At 27.1% G+C, this 18,047-nt stretch carries 21 protein-coding genes; 20 read left to right on the top strand and 1 reads right to left on the bottom strand.

The features are described 5' to 3' along the window. The first annotated feature begins 1 nt into the window (after nucleotide 1). The 3 genes from AAHM92_RS04140 (at nucleotide 2) to AAHM92_RS04130 (ending at nucleotide 3,153) form a co-directional block, all read left to right on the top strand. Nucleotides 2–439 (top strand): iron-sulfur cluster assembly scaffold protein, encoded by a 438-nt coding sequence (locus tag AAHM92_RS04140; protein ID WP_500222190.1) that lies wholly within the window; start codon nucleotides 2–4, stop codon nucleotides 437–439. Further along, entirely contained in the window at nucleotides 439–1,851 is a 1,413-nt protein-coding gene (gene sufB, locus AAHM92_RS04135) for a Fe-S cluster assembly protein SufB (RefSeq protein WP_023789901.1), read from the top strand. Before AAHM92_RS04140 ends, sufB begins: the two co-directional genes overlap by 1 nt. A gap of 78 nt (nucleotides 1,852–1,929) precedes the next feature. Continuing rightward, the gene (locus tag AAHM92_RS04130) at nucleotides 1,930–3,153 is read left to right on the top strand and encodes an SGNH/GDSL hydrolase family protein (protein WP_500222188.1); all 1,224 of its coding nucleotides are present in this window, start codon (nucleotides 1,930–1,932) and stop codon (nucleotides 3,151–3,153) included. A gap of 988 nt (nucleotides 3,154–4,141) precedes the next feature. On the opposite strand, the gene AAHM92_RS04125 is transcribed toward AAHM92_RS04130, so the two are convergent. Next, entirely contained in the window at nucleotides 4,142–4,333 is a 192-nt protein-coding gene (locus AAHM92_RS04125; RefSeq protein WP_500222186.1) for a hypothetical protein, read from the bottom strand. A 572-nt stretch (nucleotides 4,334–4,905) separates the two neighbouring features. Between AAHM92_RS04125 and AAHM92_RS04120 the strand changes: the two genes are divergently transcribed. The 17 genes from AAHM92_RS04120 (at nucleotide 4,906) to AAHM92_RS04040 (ending at nucleotide 17,496) form a co-directional block, all read left to right on the top strand. Further along, nucleotides 4,906–5,040 carry a hypothetical protein gene (locus AAHM92_RS04120; RefSeq protein WP_500222184.1) on the top strand — a complete coding sequence of 45 codons (135 nt, stop codon included), beginning with the start codon at nucleotides 4,906–4,908 and terminating at the stop codon, nucleotides 5,038–5,040. Nucleotides 5,041–5,092: 52 nt separating this feature from the next. Continuing rightward, a complete protein-coding gene (locus AAHM92_RS04115; RefSeq protein WP_500222182.1) occupies nucleotides 5,093–5,296 on the top strand; it encodes a hypothetical protein in 204 nt (67 codons plus the stop codon). A 218-nt stretch (nucleotides 5,297–5,514) separates the two neighbouring features. Continuing rightward, a complete protein-coding gene (locus tag AAHM92_RS04110) occupies nucleotides 5,515–5,685 on the top strand; it encodes a hypothetical protein (RefSeq protein ID WP_500222180.1) in 171 nt (56 codons plus the stop codon). 2,742 nt (nucleotides 5,686–8,427) lie between these two features. Continuing rightward, nucleotides 8,428–8,703: a hypothetical protein gene (locus tag AAHM92_RS04105; protein WP_500222179.1), complete on the top strand. Its 276-nt coding sequence runs from the start codon at nucleotides 8,428–8,430 to the stop codon at nucleotides 8,701–8,703. Between the two features lie 238 nt (nucleotides 8,704–8,941). After that, entirely contained in the window at nucleotides 8,942–9,292 is a 351-nt protein-coding gene (locus AAHM92_RS04100) for a hypothetical protein (RefSeq protein WP_500222177.1), read from the top strand. A 997-nt stretch (nucleotides 9,293–10,289) separates the two neighbouring features. Then, nucleotides 10,290–10,460 (top strand): hypothetical protein, encoded by a 171-nt coding sequence (locus AAHM92_RS04095; protein WP_500222176.1) that lies wholly within the window; start codon nucleotides 10,290–10,292, stop codon nucleotides 10,458–10,460. A gap of 62 nt (nucleotides 10,461–10,522) precedes the next feature. Then, entirely contained in the window at nucleotides 10,523–10,984 is a 462-nt protein-coding gene (locus AAHM92_RS04090) for a lipoprotein (protein WP_500222174.1), read from the top strand. Between the two features lie 68 nt (nucleotides 10,985–11,052). Next, nucleotides 11,053–11,595: a hypothetical protein gene (locus AAHM92_RS04085; RefSeq protein WP_500222173.1), complete on the top strand. Its 543-nt coding sequence runs from the start codon at nucleotides 11,053–11,055 to the stop codon at nucleotides 11,593–11,595. Then, nucleotides 11,555–11,755, top strand: a complete 201-nt coding sequence (locus AAHM92_RS04080) for a hypothetical protein (protein ID WP_500222172.1) — start codon at nucleotides 11,555–11,557, stop codon at nucleotides 11,753–11,755. Before AAHM92_RS04085 ends, AAHM92_RS04080 begins: the two co-directional genes overlap by 41 nt. 296 nt (nucleotides 11,756–12,051) lie before the next feature. Beyond that, entirely contained in the window at nucleotides 12,052–12,915 is an 864-nt protein-coding gene (locus AAHM92_RS04075) for a hypothetical protein (RefSeq protein WP_500222170.1), read from the top strand. 998 nt (nucleotides 12,916–13,913) lie between these two features. Beyond that, complete coding sequence (locus AAHM92_RS04070; RefSeq protein ID WP_500222168.1) at nucleotides 13,914–14,162, top strand: hypothetical protein; 249 nt, start codon at nucleotides 13,914–13,916, stop codon at nucleotides 14,160–14,162. Further along, complete coding sequence (locus tag AAHM92_RS04065) at nucleotides 14,147–14,599, top strand: lipoprotein (RefSeq protein ID WP_500222167.1); 453 nt, start codon at nucleotides 14,147–14,149, stop codon at nucleotides 14,597–14,599. The genes AAHM92_RS04070 and AAHM92_RS04065 overlap by 16 nt, the downstream gene beginning before the upstream one ends. Nucleotides 14,600–14,668: 69 nt before the next feature. Then, nucleotides 14,669–15,211, top strand: coding sequence for a hypothetical protein (locus tag AAHM92_RS04060; RefSeq protein ID WP_500222165.1), 543 nt, complete (start codon nucleotides 14,669–14,671; stop codon nucleotides 15,209–15,211). Beyond that, nucleotides 15,171–15,374 carry a hypothetical protein gene (locus tag AAHM92_RS04055; protein ID WP_500222163.1) on the top strand — a complete coding sequence of 68 codons (204 nt, stop codon included), beginning with the start codon at nucleotides 15,171–15,173 and terminating at the stop codon, nucleotides 15,372–15,374. Before AAHM92_RS04060 ends, AAHM92_RS04055 begins: the two co-directional genes overlap by 41 nt. A gap of 300 nt (nucleotides 15,375–15,674) precedes the next feature. Continuing rightward, nucleotides 15,675–15,869 carry a hypothetical protein gene (locus AAHM92_RS04050; protein WP_500222161.1) on the top strand — a complete coding sequence of 65 codons (195 nt, stop codon included), beginning with the start codon at nucleotides 15,675–15,677 and terminating at the stop codon, nucleotides 15,867–15,869. 225 nt (nucleotides 15,870–16,094) lie between these two features. Continuing rightward, on the top strand, nucleotides 16,095–16,268 hold the full coding sequence (locus tag AAHM92_RS04045) for a hypothetical protein (protein WP_500222160.1): 174 nt from the start codon (nucleotides 16,095–16,097) through the stop codon (nucleotides 16,266–16,268). A gap of 811 nt (nucleotides 16,269–17,079) precedes the next feature. After that, on the top strand, nucleotides 17,080–17,496 hold the full coding sequence (locus tag AAHM92_RS04040) for a hypothetical protein (RefSeq protein WP_500222158.1): 417 nt from the start codon (nucleotides 17,080–17,082) through the stop codon (nucleotides 17,494–17,496). Nucleotides 17,497–18,047: the final 551 nt, after the last annotated feature.

The following is an 18,047-nucleotide window of genomic DNA, read 5'->3' as shown; positions in this document are numbered from 1 at the left end:
TATGTTAAATAAAGAAGATAAAATTATTTTAAGACAAATTATTATGGAACACTTTACAAGTCCATCTAACAAAGGCTTTTTAGAACTTTCAAAAGGAATATTTAAAAATCAGGACTCAGCTAGTTGTTCAGATGAAATCAATGTACAAATAATTTTTGAAGATGGAAAAATAGTAGATAGTAGATTTGATGGTGTTGCTTGTTCAATATCAACTGCATCTATTGATATATTATGTGATCAAATACGTAATAAGGGTAAAGAAGAAGCTCTTAATATTTTGTATAATTACCATAATATGATTTCGGGAAAAGATTACAATGAGGATATTTTGGATGAATTAATAGCTTTTTGACAAATTCACCATCAAGGCAATAGAATAAATTGTGCTCTATTAGGAGCTGACGGTTTGAGATATATTTTAGAAAATGAGGTTAAGTAATGAAGAAGTTAAAACAAGAGGAAGAAATTAAAAAAATAAGTGAATATAAATACGGATTTAATGAAGGGGAAGTATCTTCGTTTAAGGTTGAAAAGGGGATTAATGAGGACATTGTTCGTCAAATTTCTAAAATTAAAGGTGAACCTGAATGAATGTTAGAGTACCGTTTAGATAGTTTCAAGAAGTTTTCTCTTAAACCACAACCAAATTTTGGTCCAGACTTGAATTTTGTGGACTTTCAAGATTATTATTACTATACCCGAGGTACAGATAATGTTGCCACAAGTTGAGATGATGTACCTGAAAATATTCGTAAAACATTTGATAGATTAGGTATTCCCGAGGCAGAAAAAAATTTCCTAGTTGGTATAAATGCGCAATGAGACGCCACTCCGATCTATGAACAATTACAAACTGAAATATCAGAAAAAGGGGTCATTTTTACTGATTGTGACACAGCATTAAAAAAATATCCAGAATTATTTAAGAAGTATTTTGGGAAATTAGTGCCAAATGACGACAATAAATATGCAGCATTAAATGGTGCTGTTTGGTCAGGAGGAACTTTCATTTACGTACCTGAGGGTGTTAAGTTAGATATGCCGCTTCAAGCGTACTTTAGAATTAACTTCAAGCAATCAGGTCAGTTCGAAAGAACGCTGATTGTAGTTGAAGATGATGCTCAAATTCACTATATTGAAGGTTGTACAGCCCCTGTTTACTCAAAAAACAATTTACATGCAGCAATAGTTGAAATATTTGTGGGTAAACGAAGTAGTGTGCGATATACAACTGTTCAAAATTGAAGTGATAATGTTCTTAATTTAGTAACTAAACGAAGTCTTGTTGAAGAGGATGGAAGAATGGAATGAATTGATGGTAATATTGGTTCTAAAATCAATATGAAGTACCCATCTTGTATTTTAAAAGGTGATCGTTCACAAGGTGATACAATTTCTATTGCGGTTGCTAAGAAAGGTGTTTATCAAGATGCCGGAAGTAAAATGATACATTTAGGCAAAGAAACCAAGTCAAAAATAGTATCAAAATCAATTACTTTCCAAGGTGGAACTGCAAATTATAGGGGTTTAGCTTATATTGGTGAGAATGCAACAAATTCTAAGGCAAGAGTTGAATGTGACACTTTAATATTAGACAATCAATCGCACTCAGATACCATCCCACAAAATAAGGTTCACAATAATGAGTCACAAATTGAGCACGAGGCTACTGTGTCTAAAGTGAGTGAAGAACAACTATTTTATCTAATGAGTCGTGGTTTGAGTGAACAACAAGCACTAGAAATTATAGTTATGGGTTTTTTAGAACCATTCACAAAAGAATTACCTCTTGAGTATGCTGTTGAATTAAATCAACTTATAAAAATGGATATGGAAGGATCTGTGGGTTAATAAATTTAACCCATTTTTTTAATATATAAAAATATTTTAGTTTGAAACTCCTTTAAAATGTTTCAAAGGAGTACAAGTATGAAAAAAATAATAAACTTAGTTTTGCTATCGTCAATTTTTGTTAGCGCACTTTCTTCCATTAGCTGTTCCACTATTTCAAGCACAACGCAACCTAAAAATTCTTTTAAAAACTTCTATGTTTTAGGAGATAGTCTTAGTGACACTGGTGGCTATGAAGCAATTGCAAATAGCGTCATAAAATCAAATAATCAAAATGCTATTTTTAAATATGCCGGTTACTATAATAAAAATATTCATAAAAATAACTTGGCATCAGCATCTAATGATCAACCCGCTGTGGAATGAGTAAATAACTTATTAGGATTTGGAAATATGGGTCCTGCAGGCGAATTGTTGAGTGATGAATATAAAGGCGGAAGGAACTATGCTATAAGTGGTGCAAGAGCTAGCGATGATATAACATTAAACTTAACAGAAATTGGTATAAGAAATTTTAAAATGAAAGCAGATTTATTATCTCAGGCTAGTGCCTTGACTTTGCAAAATAAATTATCAAAGGAAGATTTGGTTTTCATTGAAATTGGTGGAAATGATATGAATGCAGCTCTAGAAGCATTTTTGAGTAGTGGTTCTATAAAAGATGCAACGGATTTACTTAACAGAAGTAAAAATAATATTAGCAAAACTTTAGACATAGTTTTAAAGACTGGCGCCACTGTCTTATATATGAACTCACCAGATTTAACCTTAATACCAATTTTAAAAGGTGGCGAACTTGACAAGAATGGTAAAGTAACTAAACTCTCTGAAATGGCACCAAGGTTTACATCATTAATAAAAAAATATGATATGCAATTTTCGAATGAAATATCAGAAATAATCGATAGTTATAAAGAACAATACAAGGGACAAATAGAGTATTATGATTTATACGGTAATTTCAAAAATATTATGAATGATTATAAAACATTGATGTTAGAAGAATTTGGTTTAAAAATAAATACTTCGAATAATTTTGGTTACTCGTATACAAGATCACAATATGAAGACAAAACTATCGTATATGAATTTAGAAATGACCCGATTTCAACACATGAAAATATGGATATAAATGAGTTTTTCTTCATTGACGGTGTTCATCCAACCAAGTATGTTCATCAGTTTGTTGGTAAACTTATTTATAATGAAATCTGTGACCTATGATATCAAGGTCTTAACAAAGTTTCAATCAACCTTGAACTTATGGGAAATGATAAGTATAAGCATAACAATAAATTGTAAGAGATTATGGCACTAAATACAAGAAGTTAATAAATGCTTCTTGTATTTTTTCTTTGCTTATTTAAAAAATTAATTACCATATTTTAAAGGGCAACCCTTTTTTAGGTGTTTTATACTTTCATTATATTCTTTTTTAATTGCAATTTTATTGCCGTGAGTTCTATGACTTCTTATTCGATTGTATTATAAGCTTCATTTCATAACGTCGAGTTATATTTAGGGTCTTATGTTTTCATAACAATCGCCTTTGATTTAGGTTTAAGAAAAAATGGTTTAAATCAAAAACACAGAAACCATTTTTTATTATCCTAATTAATTCTTGAACCATATTTCACAACTCTTGTTGAACTATATGAAAACACAATGTCGAGATTTTCTATAAACTTATCTAGTAATTGACTTATTCTTAATAGGGTTTGAATGATTTTGTTATATTCTTTGAACAGTATTGGTAAATATGCATTCCACCTTAAATTGTTTCTATATTATTTATTCTATTAATTATGGTCATCATATTCGAACCATCCCTAAAGTTCTTTCCACCAAGGTTTTTCATGAGATATAGTGGTTGTTTTTGTTGAAATTTTTAAAGACAAAAAGTAAATTGCAATTGAGTATAAGACTCAGAGTCTTTATTTATTTTCCAACTAAATACATTTCTATTGTCGGTTACATTTTTAATGGAATACTGTACTTTTAAAAGTTTCTTTATAAATATAATAATTCCCCATTATTTATTGCTCACTAAATACCCATCTAAGATTTTTTAGTCAACTTCTCTATTGCTATATGTAATGTCATTTAAACCATGTTTTAACTTGTGGTTTGATGCAGTTGCCTCAAACACCGTTCTTTTTTGAACGGGGAAAATTATTTCAATATTTTATTTCAAAACACTCTTGATAACCAAACATACTGAAATGAAAGTAATTTATTTTACATAAAATTATAACTTTATCTTTTGTGTATTGATTTATTTTATTTCTCGCTACTTTCCAATATTTTTAAAGATAAAAGATTTTGCACCAATATCTATGCAATCTTTAAGTTTTCTGTATGCATGTCTTTTAGATCACCCAAGAGCTTGTGCACTTGTGTTAATTTTGTCAATATTATTTGATGATTTTCTTATGATTTCTAATTTGAATTGTTTCGTAATGTTTAAATAAATTCCCCTCATGGGACTACGTCCAAGTAATTTTACCTGTGACATAATTGTTTGTTAATTGGTTGTAATATTTTTGCTTATTATTCATAATATTTATTTAGAAAAATTTATAAAATTATTAAATTATGAGTGTATATATGATATATTAATAATAAGAGCGGAAGCAATTGCAAGCCGACGGTTACACTCTATCTGTTCATAGAGTTGAAGATAAAGGTTTATATAAACCTTTTTTTTATTTATATTTTAAATATGATGAAATATTATTTAAGAGAACGATAATTGGTAAAAATTCCTAAGAAAGTTAACATAACAAACAAGAAGGATTTGACCAAGAAATTCATATTGCAAAAAAATGAGAGATTTTTAAACAATAATAAAAGATATAAAATACAAATGCTTTCTAAACAAGATAAGGAAAACACAAAATGAACATTTCAACCTTTTAATGATCAATAAATTGAAGCAAGGGGACATTATAGATAAGTTGTCAAAGAAAGTTCTATGATTCGTAGAGTAGATAAATTAGTTTAATTGTCTCATAAATAATTAATAAAATATAGTTAATTAAACAAGCCAAAAATGTGAGTCAAAAAAAGAAACCAGTTTTGTCTAAAAGACAATCAAAATTATTTAATACAATCTCTAAATCAGGTAAAGCAAAACTCTTGGGATTAGAGAATAAAAAAATAATGAATAAAATGTTATTTCTTTTATAGCAAAAATTATTTAAAAGAAAGCGGTAATTACAATGTCAAGTTTATATTAAGGGTGAATTATAAAACATTGAGATTAAATTATAAAACAATCGATGTTATAAGTTTATTGAAGAATCTATTTGTAATAGAAGATTGTAATGAGAGAAAAACGAAGTTAGATGAAATTAAAGTTAAAAATTATGATGAGAGAAAAGAAGTATACAAGTTTTTTTATATTTTATGTAACACTGAGATAATTAGTAATGCTAAATCTTAGTACGAGAAGCATTTGATAAATGATGTTGATTATATTTTTTAAAAAGATAGAGTAGAAAAGACTGTTATAGCCAAAAAATAAATAAAATGAAGATAATAAATGTGTTGGCAAGTCAATTATTTATTGAAGTGAGAGATTACGCAAGCCAAATGAGGTGGAACCAAAAATAAAACAAAAAGCTAAAAATTTCTAGTAGAAAAGTGAATTTAAAAAGAGGTATGAAAAAAAGAAACATGGTTGGGGTTAAGCAGAAGGCATTTTCGAAAAAAGTTTTGAAACAAAGGTTTTTTACAATTGACATTTATAAAAACCCTTTTCAAACTCTTCGAAAACGAACTTCGAATCCACGCGAACTAAATAATGAGCTAGTTAAATTGAGTAAATCATAAAAGTTTTAGCTTCCTTAATTACATAACCGAACATGATTTGTTGATCGCTAGCACCCGTTCGTAACCATCAACTCCTTGAGATTTTTTGCGTATACTCCTATTCTTCAAACCAAAACTTTGAGAGTGGGCACGTATGGGTTGTAAGCAACAAATAAAAATCTAAACCATGTTTTTAGTTTATTTGTCACTCATCAAATATGTTTTCTTTATAAGATAAAAAAAGTTTTTTGTATATATTTAAAAAAATGATTTATAAAGATGGGTGTAAAGGATTTTGAAAAAAACTAAAAATAAAATCATCTTTTCTTTTTCTTTAAAATGATATTAAGGTAAAAAACAAAATATATATAATGGAATTAAGATCAAAGTCAAAGAAACTCCGTTTTTTAGAGGCTCAAAAATATTGAGAACGAAAGTTTTTTTTATATTAATCATCAAAGTTGTGATAAAAACTCACGAAAAAGGGAAAATAATATTTAGTTAAACTTGATTTAGATAAAAAACATAATAATAAATTAATAGACAATGAAGCAGATGATAATGCGGGCTTAATTTCTAGTTTGACTTTTTTTGAATAATGCACAGATTTAAGTATTATCAATCTTGTGTTTCCAAAAAAACAGCAGTCAAAGAAGAAAATATTAAACAAAATGTATAAAATAACCAAGAATAATATGAATACATAAATGTCAAACTAACGAAAGGTAGAAAAAGATAGATATTTATAAATATCTAAATGGGGGCGAGTAAATAGATTTTTTTAATATAACCAAGTTGTGATTAAAATGATGATTGTCATTAGCTTAATGCTTATTTTTTACTGATTGTTTTCATCTTCTTTATATCGAAATTACAACATGCTTAAAAATAACAACAAATCACGATGAATGAGGAGGGACTCACAGGCTTCCGGGGTAAAGTGACTATGTTTCAGTAGGGTTAGTTATCTGACATATCTAGGTAATAGCCCTAGCCCTTGTTTTATTTAAAAAAAAGCATGTATTTTGATAAAAGTAAAAAAAGAGGACATAATATTTAAACGACATATAATAAAAGCAATCAATTATATGATAACTGGGTCGCAAGAACTAATGTTTTTATCGGACGTTAAAAAAGGCGTGGAGTCCAATAACAAAAAAAGGAGACTCATCTCCTTTTTTTGTTTAGAATTGAGATATTATGAAATACAAAGCTGGACAAATTTGGTGATGTTATTCAGAATTTCTATAAGATTTTTACAAAAGAGATTACAAAAATATAAAAGATAATTATGACGAAGTTATCGCCTATATTGATGGGGCGAGCAAAATAATAAATAAAAGAAAAAATAGTTATTTTTTCTTTTATTTATATAATTTTGGTACGAGGGTAAAGAAATGAAAAGAGTAATAATGATATCAATGATGTTGAATTAAGAAATGCCTTCTTCAGATTGATATTTTCATTTATAAATATTCTTGTAACTAAATATAGATATATCAATGACAAAATATCACCAGAAGGAATGAAGAAATAAAATGTAAGTCAAAGTGAAGCTATTAGATATTTAAACAAAACATCTATATTTGTACATGAGACTCACAAATTGTGAACTGAAAACCTTGTTGCAAATAAATAGATATTTGATTGATATAAAGTTCTAAGAAAGTACAATGCGAGAATTAGTTGTTGAACACAAAATATAACCGACTTTTATGGAAGTAGTGCATATGAAATACAGCTAACTAAGGGTATTTTTGAAAATAGCCAATATGTAAATATTATGTCGTTAAAATTCAAAAAAGAACTTGAGTAGCTAATAATTTATTTGCTTCAACTACTACTCCTTCTACGGATTATAAAAGAATGTTTAAACTTGAAAAAAAAGCAGGAAGTGCGTTGTTTATGGCTACAAATTCAAAAAGATATACTGTATACAATACAAATTTCTAAAAGTATTACAAAAAATGAAAACAGAAAGCGGTGCTTAAAATAAGTGATTTAAACGAGATTAAAATTAGGATAAATGATAAGAAGATTCTTCAAAAGTGATGCCTTTTAAGGAATTTTGTAGGTTAATAATTGAACTAGATCCTAATACAAATAAAAGTTCTTTAAAAAAATTTTTTTTCAAGATTTACTAGAGGGTGCTTTGAATACATATTTTGAAGACCAACATAAGGAGAATATAAACACTAGTGTTAAAATTGCAGTGAGACGAGTTCTTAGGGATGAAATGAAAACTTTATAAGAAAAATAAAATCAATTAACTTAGAAACAAAATATGATAGAGACTATGTTAAAGCTATCAGTAATGTATTGTGCAGGACGATTATTGAGACTAAATATGAATCTGATGATAAGTTATTTTTTTATAGTGATTATAATTTACACGATGAGTTTTTGAAAACCCTTGTTAGTGTTGAGAAATTTGCAAACGATTTAGAAAGAAAAAAACAAGTTAGTGTGAACAACAGTAAAAAAACGTTTAATAAATAAGAATTTTGGGAGTATGAAAATAAGGTTTTATTCATCATACATGTTGAGTTAATGGTGGTCCTATCCCCTATTTTATTAAAAAAAGTATTTTATTTAATAAAAAGTGAAAAAAGTGTTGACATAATATTTGAACGATATAAAATAGAGATAACAGTTAGTAATAACTGGGTGCTACAAGAAAACTTTTCTTGTAAGCTCGACTAAAGAAGGCGTGGAGCTTTCTAAAAAAAAGAGCGTAAGCTCTTTTTTTGATTCAATAATAATATGAACAAAATACTCGCAGGACAAATTTGATCAGGTTATGCAAAATTTCCAAGGGATTATTATATAAAAAATTACAAAAATTTTAAGGCCGGTCAACAAAAGAAAAGGCCTTTTTTAATTTTAAAAACTAATAGAGACGGTACTGCAAGAGTGGACTATTCTACTTCTAAAGAAAATCCAAAATATTGTTTTAATGTAAAAAACAAAAACAGTAATTTCTATTTTAAACCTAATGATACATATGATTTACCAATAAATAAACTTGGTTATTTCTAGAAGGACCTTTACGGTTCTAAATTATATAATATATTTGAAAAATTTTTTAAAAGGGGCTATTAAAAAAATTTTCATCAGACCCTTATAGAGCGGCTAATGAAAAAAACTATTAGAAGGTAAATTTGACAAGTTATCTGGACGACAAAAAAAATAAATAGAAGGAATCAATTTTCTCCTGAAAGACAAAAACAATTATTTAATCAAATTTATAAAGCGGAAAGAAAAAACTTATAGATGAGTGAAAAAATACAATAAAAAAAGAAACCTTGAGCGGTGTGTGTATGTTGGTAAAGGTTGTTTAAAGAAAAATGGTAGGTACGAAATTCCTATTTTAAGGAATAAAAAAATTAGGGTATTAGGAATAGATTGTTTAGAAAAAGATAGTGAAAAATCAAAACAAGGCCGACAATTTGTAATAGAAGATTGCAACGAAAGAAATATGAGTTTTGATGGGAAAGAAGTTAAAACAAGTAAAGAGAGAAAAGAAATATACAAGCATTTTTTTATTTTGTGTAACTTAGAGTTAAGTAGTCCTGATAAGTCTCGGTACGAGAAGCGTTTAAAAATTGACACTGATTATATCTTTTAAGAGATTAGGTAGAAAAAGGCTAATATAGTCAGAAAACATGTAAAATGAAGAAAATAAGCGTGTTGGCAAATCACTCAATTAGCGAAGTTTTATAGATTCTACACAAGCAAAATGAGTTGGAACAAAATATAAAATAAAAAGATAAAGATCTTTATAAGAAAAGTGAATCTAAATAGAGTCATGAAAAAAAGATAAGGTTAGGGTTAAACATAGTCCCTTGATCGCTAGAATTGTTTGTAATCACCCTCTTCTCGAGAGTTTTTGCACCTACTCCCAATATTCAAACCAAAACTTTGAGAGTTTTTGTGTATGAATTGTAGGCAACAAGTAAAAATCTAAATGATGTTTTTAGTTTTTTGCCACGTGTTACCTATAAGTTTTTTATTAGTTATTTTTTTGTATAAATTTAAAAAAATAAAAAAATGAGTTGTAAAAATGAGTTTGAAGATATTTTTAAAAATTGATGCTTTTTTCGTTTAAATACTATTAAGGTAAAAAAATTCCTGAAGATGAAATAAATAATTTATTAAAGCTTGATTTGGATAAAAAATATAATCATAAATTAAAAGACATCGAAACGGATAATAATGTGGAGTAATTTTGGGTTTAGACATTTTTTCTTTTTTTTTGGGAGAAGTCACAAATTTTGATATTATCAGCCTTGTGTTTACTAAAAAAACAATAATTAAAAAAATATAAGATAAAATCTTGAAGACCTATTAGTTAGAATGGAGATTTTGTAAAAAAAAGAAATATTAAAGTTAAGGGTAAAATAATTAAAAAATCAGATAAAGAAAATATCCAATAACAATATCAATTCATAATTGACAAACTAGCCAAAAGTAGAAAAAGATAGATATTTTTAAATTCCTATTTCGGGTGAGTGAAGAGATAATTTGTTTGTTTTCTGATATAACCAAGTTATAATCAATTTAATAATTTTTATGGCTGTAACGATTATTTTTTTTATTATTGTTTTCACCTCCTTTGTAGCTGAATGACAACACACTTAAAAATAATTACAATTTACGATGAGTGAGTGGGGGTTCGCGGGCTTGGGGGCGAAAGTATAGTGTTTCTTGATTTAGTTATCTGATTTATTTGAGGAATTGATACCAAAAAAGAAGTGATTAAAAAGGGGATTTGATTTTTAGAGAAAGTGGTATAATTAAATAAATTGGTTAAACAATTAAAAAATAAAATTAAAGGTCTAAAAGGAGAAACAAGAGTATGAAAAAATTATTAGGAATATTGGGAGCAATGGGAATGATAGCTTCAACAGGAGCGAGTGTTGTTGCTTGTGGGAACAAGAGTAGTAATGGTCCTGAGAGCGATACAGAGGTAAATGCGAATAATATTGATGAAAAAGTTAAAGAATATCAAAAAAAATTAGATAGATATAACGAGTTGTGAGAGAGAAAAAAAGGAAATGGGGCCGCTTTATCAAAAGACGAAAAAATTGAGTTTGCAAAAATAATAGTAGATGCTATGGTTATGGACTATGAAATATGTCAAGTTGACAAAAGTAAGTTACCTCACGATGCGAGTTATCCAGCAATTGAAACTAAAGAGAAGTTGTTAAAAGAACTTAAAGAGCAGAAAGATGACGAAGAACTCAAAGAATATTTTAAAGAAATTTTGGACGAAGTTATAAGTTATATTGATGGTGCAATTGCGAAATATTCAAAATAAAAAGATTTTAAAAAGAAAAAATAGTTATTTTTTCTTTTTTTTATATAATTTTGTATGAGGGTAATGAAATGAAAATAATAATAACGATAGTAATGGTAGTAATTAGTATATTTGGAATGGGAGGATTTTTACAAAATCATAGTGAAAGAAAGGCAAAAATTGATTTAAATGAAATATATAAGAAAAATGAGGAAGGAAATTTAGTTCAAGGAAAAGAAAAAATTAATGAAATGAATAATGGGACTTATCCGCAAGTAAGTTTAAAGGGAAATAATTATAATTATTGAAAATGATTATATATTGACAGCACTAATGACAGAGGATTAGATGAAGAATATTTTCCAAGTGGATATGGAGAAAGCAGGGGGAAAGTAGAAAAAGAAATTTGACAGACACATACATACGAAGTGAAGAGAATAAAGGTCAATGATTATAGTAATGGGTGAGATGATTTTTGAAAGTATTATAGTAATATTTATATTGATTTTAAATATAGTTATAATTTGTGGAATGGGCAAGATGATTGAAGTTATGAGGGAGTAAATGAAGAACTTTATAAGATAAATAAAAATGATCAGTTTAGCAACGAAATATGATGGAGAATATGTTAAAGTTATTAATAATGTTTTGTACAGAACAATTATTGAGACTTATGAGTCTGATAATAAGTTATTTTTTGATAGTGATTATAATTTACACGATGAGTTTTTGAAAACCCCTGTTAGTGTTGAGAAATTTGCAAACAATTTAGAAAGAAAAAAAACAAGTTAGTGTGAATAAAAGTAAAAAAACGTGAATAAATAAGAACTTAAGGGTTTGAAAATAGGGGTTTTGTTATCCAACAAGTCTAGTTAATAGTGGGCCTATCCCCTGTTATATTAAAAAAACTATAGTATTTAATAAAAAGTAAAAAAAGTGTTGACATAATATTTGAACGATATATAATAAAAGTAATCAGTTACATGATAACTGGGTTGTCTATCTTATAGGATATGGCATACGACGAAAAAGGGCGTGGAGTCCAAACACAAAAAGAGCATTAGCTCTTTTTTTGTTATAATAATATTATGAAATATTATATAGGACAAATTTGATGAGGTTATTCTGAATTTCCGGGAAATTTTTACAGAGAGGATTATAAAAGTAAAACAGCAGGTTTTCAAAAGGCGAGGCCCTTCTTGATTTTAAAATTTAATAGGGATGGGACGGCGAGGGTCGCATACTCATCATCAAAAGCAAACCCAAAATGATGTTTGAATATTAATCACAAAAAAGATAAGTATCATTTTAATATAAATGATACGTACGATTTACCGGTTAGCAACTTGATCTTTAAGAAAATGGATTTGCAAAACTCAGATTTCAACAAAGCTTTTAAAAATTTTAGAAAAAACGCTTTGCTCAGATACTCAAGCGATCAATATAGAGGTGCTTATGAAAAGAAACTCCTAAACGGAGAATTTGATAGGTTGAATAAGCACTCAAGAAAACTAAACAGGAGGAATCAGTTTTCTCCTGAAAGACAAAAACAATTATTTAACCCAACATATACAGAAGAAAGAAAAAAACTTATAGATGAGTGAAAAAACACAATAAAAAAAGAAACCTTAAGAGGGGTTGCATATGTTGGTAAAGGTTGTTTAAAGGAAAATGGTAGGTACGAAATTCCTATTTTAATGAATAAAAAAATTGGGGTATTAGGAATAGATTGTTTAGAAAAAGATAGTGAAAAATTAAAACAAGGTCGACAATTCGTAATCGAAGATTGCAACAAAAGAAATATGAGTTTTGATGGGAAAGAAGTTAAAACAAATGAAGAGAGAAAAGAAATATACAAGCATTTTTATGTTCTGTGTAACTCAGAGTTAAGTAGTCATGTTAAGTCTCGGTACGAAAAGCATTTGAAAAATGATACTGATTATATCTTTTAAGAGATAAGGTAGAAAAAGGCTAATATAGTCAGAAAACATGTAAAATGGAAAAAATAAGCGTGTTGGCAAATCACTCAATTAGCGAAGTTTTATAGATTTTACACAAGCAAAATGAGTTGGAACAAAATATAAAATAAAAAGATAAAGATTTTCATAAGAAAAGTGAATCTAAATAGAGTCATGAAAAAAAAGATAAGGTTAGGGTTAAACATAATCCCTTGATCGCTAGACTTGTTTGTAATCATCCGCTTCTCGAGAGTTTTTGCACTTACTCCCACTCTTCAAACCAAATCTTTGAGAATGTTTGCGTATGAATTGTCGGCAACAAGTAAAAATCTAAATCATGTTTTTAGTTTTTTGCCACTTGTTACCTATAAGTTTTTTATTAGTTATTTTTTTGTATAAATTTAAAAAAATAAAAAAATGAGTTGTAAAAATGAGTTTGAAGATATTTTTAAAAATTAATGTTTTTTTCGTTTAAATACTATTAAGGTAAAAAAATTCCTGAAGATGAAATAAATAATTTATTAAAGCTTGATTTGGATAAAAAATATAATCATAAATTAAAAGACATCGAAACGGATAATAATGTGGAGTAATTTTGGGTTTAGACATTTTTTCTTTTTTTTTGGGAGAAGTCACAAATTTTGATATTATCAGCCTTGTGTTTACTAAAAAAACAATAATTAAAAAAATATAAGATCAAATCTTGAAGACCTATTAGTTAGAATGGAGATTTTGTAAAAAAAAGAAATATTAAAGTTAAGTGTAAAATAATTAAAAAATTAGATAAAGAAAATATCCAATAACAATAATAATTCATAATTGACAAACTAGCCAAAAGTAGAAAAAGATAGATATTTTTAAATTCCTATTTCGGGTGAGTGAAGAGATAATTTGTTTGTTTTCTGATATAACCAAGTTATAATTAATTTAATAATTGTTATGGCTGTAACGATTATTTTTTTTATTATTGTTTTCACCTCCTTTGTAGCTGAATGACAACACACTTAAAAATAATTACAATTTACGATGAGTGAGTGGGGGTTCGCGGGCTTGGGGGCGAAAGTATAGTGTTTCTTGATTTAGTTATCTGATTTATTTGAGGAATTGATACCAAAAAAGAAGTGATTAAAAAGGGGATTTGATTTTTAGAGAAAGTGGTATGATTAAATAAATTGGTTAAACAATTAAAAAATAAAATTAAAGGTTTAAAAGGAGAAACAAGAGTATGAAAAAATTGTTAGGAATATTGGGAGCAATGGGAATGATAGCTTCAACAGGAGCAAGTGTTGTTGCTTGTGGGAACAAGAGTAGTAATGGTCCTGGGAGCGATACAGAGGTAAATGCGAATAATATTGATGAAAAAGTTAAAGAATATCAAAAAAAATTAGATAGATACAACGAACTACGAGAAAAAGCTAATAAAGAAAAATTTACAAAAGACGAAAAAATTGAGTGGATAAAACTTGTTGTTGATATTACGGTTATGAACTATGAAATATGTAAAATTGATAAAAGTAAGTTACCGTACGACTCAGAATTTCCAGCAACGGAAACTAAAGAGAAATTGTTAAAAGAACTTAATAAAATGAAAGGTGATGAACTAAAACAAGAATTTGAAGACATTTGGGACGAGGTTGTTGGTTATATTGATGCTGCAATTGCTAAATATTCAAAATAAAAAGATTTTAAAAAGAAAAAATAGTTATTTTTTCTTTTTTTTATATAATTTTGGTATGAGGGTAAAGAAATGAAAAGAATAATAACGATAGTAATGGTAGTAATTAGTATATTTGGAATGGGAGGATTTTTACAAAATCAAAGTGAAAGAAAGGATAAAATTGATTTAAATGAAATATATAAGAAAAATGAGGAAGGAAATTTAGTTCAAGGAAAAGAAAAAATTAATGAAATGAATAATGGAACTTATCCGCAAGTAAGTTTAAAGGGAAATTATTATAATTATTGAAAATGATTATATATTGACAGCACTAATGACAGAGGATTAGATGAAGAATATTTTCCTAGTGGATATGGAGAAAATAGGGGAAAGGTAGATGAAAACGTTTGACAAACGTATACATACGAAGTGAAGAGAATAAAAGTCAATGATTATAGTAATGGGTGAGATGATTTTTGAAAGTATTATAGCAATATTTATATCGATTTTAAATATAGTTATAATTTGTGAAACGGGCAAGATGACTGAAGTTATGAGGGAGTAAATGAAGAACTTTATAAGATAAATAAAAATGATCAGTTTAGCAACGAAATATGATGGAGAATATGTTAAAGTTATTAATAATGTTTTGTACAGAACAATTATTGAGACTAAATATGAGTCTGATAATAAGTTATTTTTTGATAGTGATTATAATTTACACGATGAGTTTTTGAAAACCCCTGTTAGTGTTGAGAAATTTGCAAACAATTTAGAAAGAAAAAAAACAAGTTAGTGTGAATAAAAGTAAAAAAACGTGAATAAATAAGAACTTAAGGGTTTGAAAATAGGGGTTTTGTTATCCAACAAGTCTAGTTAATAGTGGGCCTATCCCCTGTTATATTAAAAAAACTATAGTATTTAATAAAAAGTAAAAAAAGTGTTGACATAATATTTGAACGATATATAATAAAAGTAATCAGTTACATGATAACTGGGTTGTCTATCTTATAGGATATGGCATACGACCGAAAGTGGCGCTAAGCTACGGAAAAAAGAAGAATAATCTTCTTTTTTTGTTTATAAGACATATATTATGAAATATGAAGTAGGACAAATTTGGTGAGGTTATTTAGAATTCCCAGTAGATTATTATAGAGAGGATACTAAAAAATTTAGAGCCGGCACTCAAAAACTAAGAACTTTTGCTATTGTTAAAATTAATAAATATGATACCGGCAGAGTAGTTGATGGTTCTTGAACAGTAAAAGATAAATATAGTTTTTTTTAAATGTAAAAAAAATCTCTTATTAGATTTGATAAATATAACGTATTTGATATTTCATTAAAGAATTTAAAAAAATAGCCCTCAAATTTTTTAATAAATATAGTTTTAAAAAAAAGAGCGGAAATAATAGCTTGAATAAACTACTAAAAAATCAAATAGAAGGAATCAATTTTCTCCTGAAAGACAATTACAATTATTTAATTCAATTTACAATGTAGAAAGAAAAAAATGTTATCTTCATTCATGGGGAAAAATACAATAAAAAAAGAAACCTTAAAAGGGGTTGCATATGTTCTTATCAATTGTTTAAAGGGAAACGGTAGGTATGAAATTCCTATTCTAATAAATAAAAAGGTTGGGGTGTTAGGAATAGATTACTTAGAAAAAGATAATGAAAATTAAAAAAAGGCCATCAGTTTGTAATAAAAGATTGTATCGAGAGAAATATGAGTTTTGATGGAAAATAAGTTAAAACAAATGAATAGAGAAAAGAAATATACAATCATTTTATATTTTGTGTAATTCAAAGATAAGTAGTCATGTTAAGTCTCGATACGAAAAGCATTTGAAAAATAATGTCGATTATATATTTTTAAGAGATAAGGTAGAAAAAACTAGTATAGCTAAAAAGCAAGTAAAATGATGGAAACAAATGCGTTGACAAATCATCTAATTAGCGAAATGAATGATATTGCACACAAGCAAAATGAGTTGGAAAAAATTAAAAAACACAAAGCAAAGGATTTATTCTCTTGTATTTGAAAACGAATGATGCTAATGATTCTTCGAAAGTTTTTTAATTGATCCAAAAGCTGGTTTTGAAGAACCAGAGGATCTTTTTTTGGTATTTGTAGCTTAAAAGCAAAGAAACAATCGAGAAGCCCGTTTTTTAGAATCTCAGGTTTTTACAATTACCAGTTGTAAAAACCCTTCTCGAACTTTTAAAAACAAGCATTGAGAGTTTTGTGAACGCTATTACTATCCGAATCAAATCTTTGATAGTGTTAGCGTAAGGATTTTAAGCAACAATTAAAAATCTAAAACTTGTTTTTAGTTTATTTACCACTTATTTGTAAGATAAAAAATGTTGATTAAATAAATTTAAATAAATAATAAACGTACTTTAAAAATAGGGTTTAGAATATTGTCGAAAAACTGGCGAAAGAAAAATTATTTCTTTTCTTTTTGTTTAAAATATTATTGAGGTAAAAAAATGAAAATCAAATATATTTATATTCCAATTAGTATCAAAGTTAAGGAAACTAGGTTTTTTATAGGTTTTAAATCTCCTGATAACGAAGGATATTTTTACATTAATCGTCAAAGTTGTAAAAAAATTCCTGAAGATGATGAAAAATATTTGGTAAAGCTTGATTTGGACAAAAAATATAATCACAAATTAAAAGATATGGAAACAAATGATAATGTGGGAGTAATTTCAGATTTAGACATTTTTCCTTTTTTTGAAGAATGCACAGACTTTAATATTATCAGCCTTGCGTTTCCTAAAAAAACAGTAATTAAAAAAGAAAATTTAAGATCAAACGTTGAAGACCTAGTAGTTAGAGCAGAAATATTGGAAAAGGAAATTGAAATACTAAAGTTGAGGTTTAAAAAATTAGAAAATTAAATGTATAAATAACCAAGAACAATAAAAATACATAATCGACAACTTGCCAAATGTAGAAAAAGATAGATATTCATAAATTTCTAAATAATGGCGATTAAAAAAAATCCAAAATAAGAATAAAATTTTTAAGAAGAGCGAAAGTTCTTTTTTTTTTTTTTTTGATTTAAAGTAGATGTATGAAAAAGTTTAAATATATCGTAGTTACCATAATTTATGAAGTTTTTAAAAACAATAATAAAAAATTTGATATGACAGTAAATAATTTAGATTACTTTTAATAACAAAAAATAAATAACGATGGAACTACAAGATGTAAACTGTATTAAAAAAAAGTTTAAATTTATTTTTAATTTTTGTATTGTAGATCAATACAAATTCTATTGTTACGATAAGTAAGAAACTTTGCATAGCTACTAATTTATTACAAAAAGTAATATAGAGTTATTTGTTTTAATTCATGATGTAAATAGAAAAAACCTTCGAACTTATAGAAAAACGCAAAAAATAAAGTGCTTTAGTATTTTATTTTAAGGTGATTCTTTTTAATGATT

Origin of the sequence: Spiroplasma endosymbiont of Melanargia galathea (assembly GCF_964031075.1) — a bacterium.
GTDB classification, from domain to species: Bacteria; Bacillota_I; Bacilli_A; order Mycoplasmatales; family Mycoplasmataceae; genus Spiroplasma_A; species Spiroplasma_A apis.
This window is presented reverse-complemented; position numbering and strand designations above follow the sequence as displayed.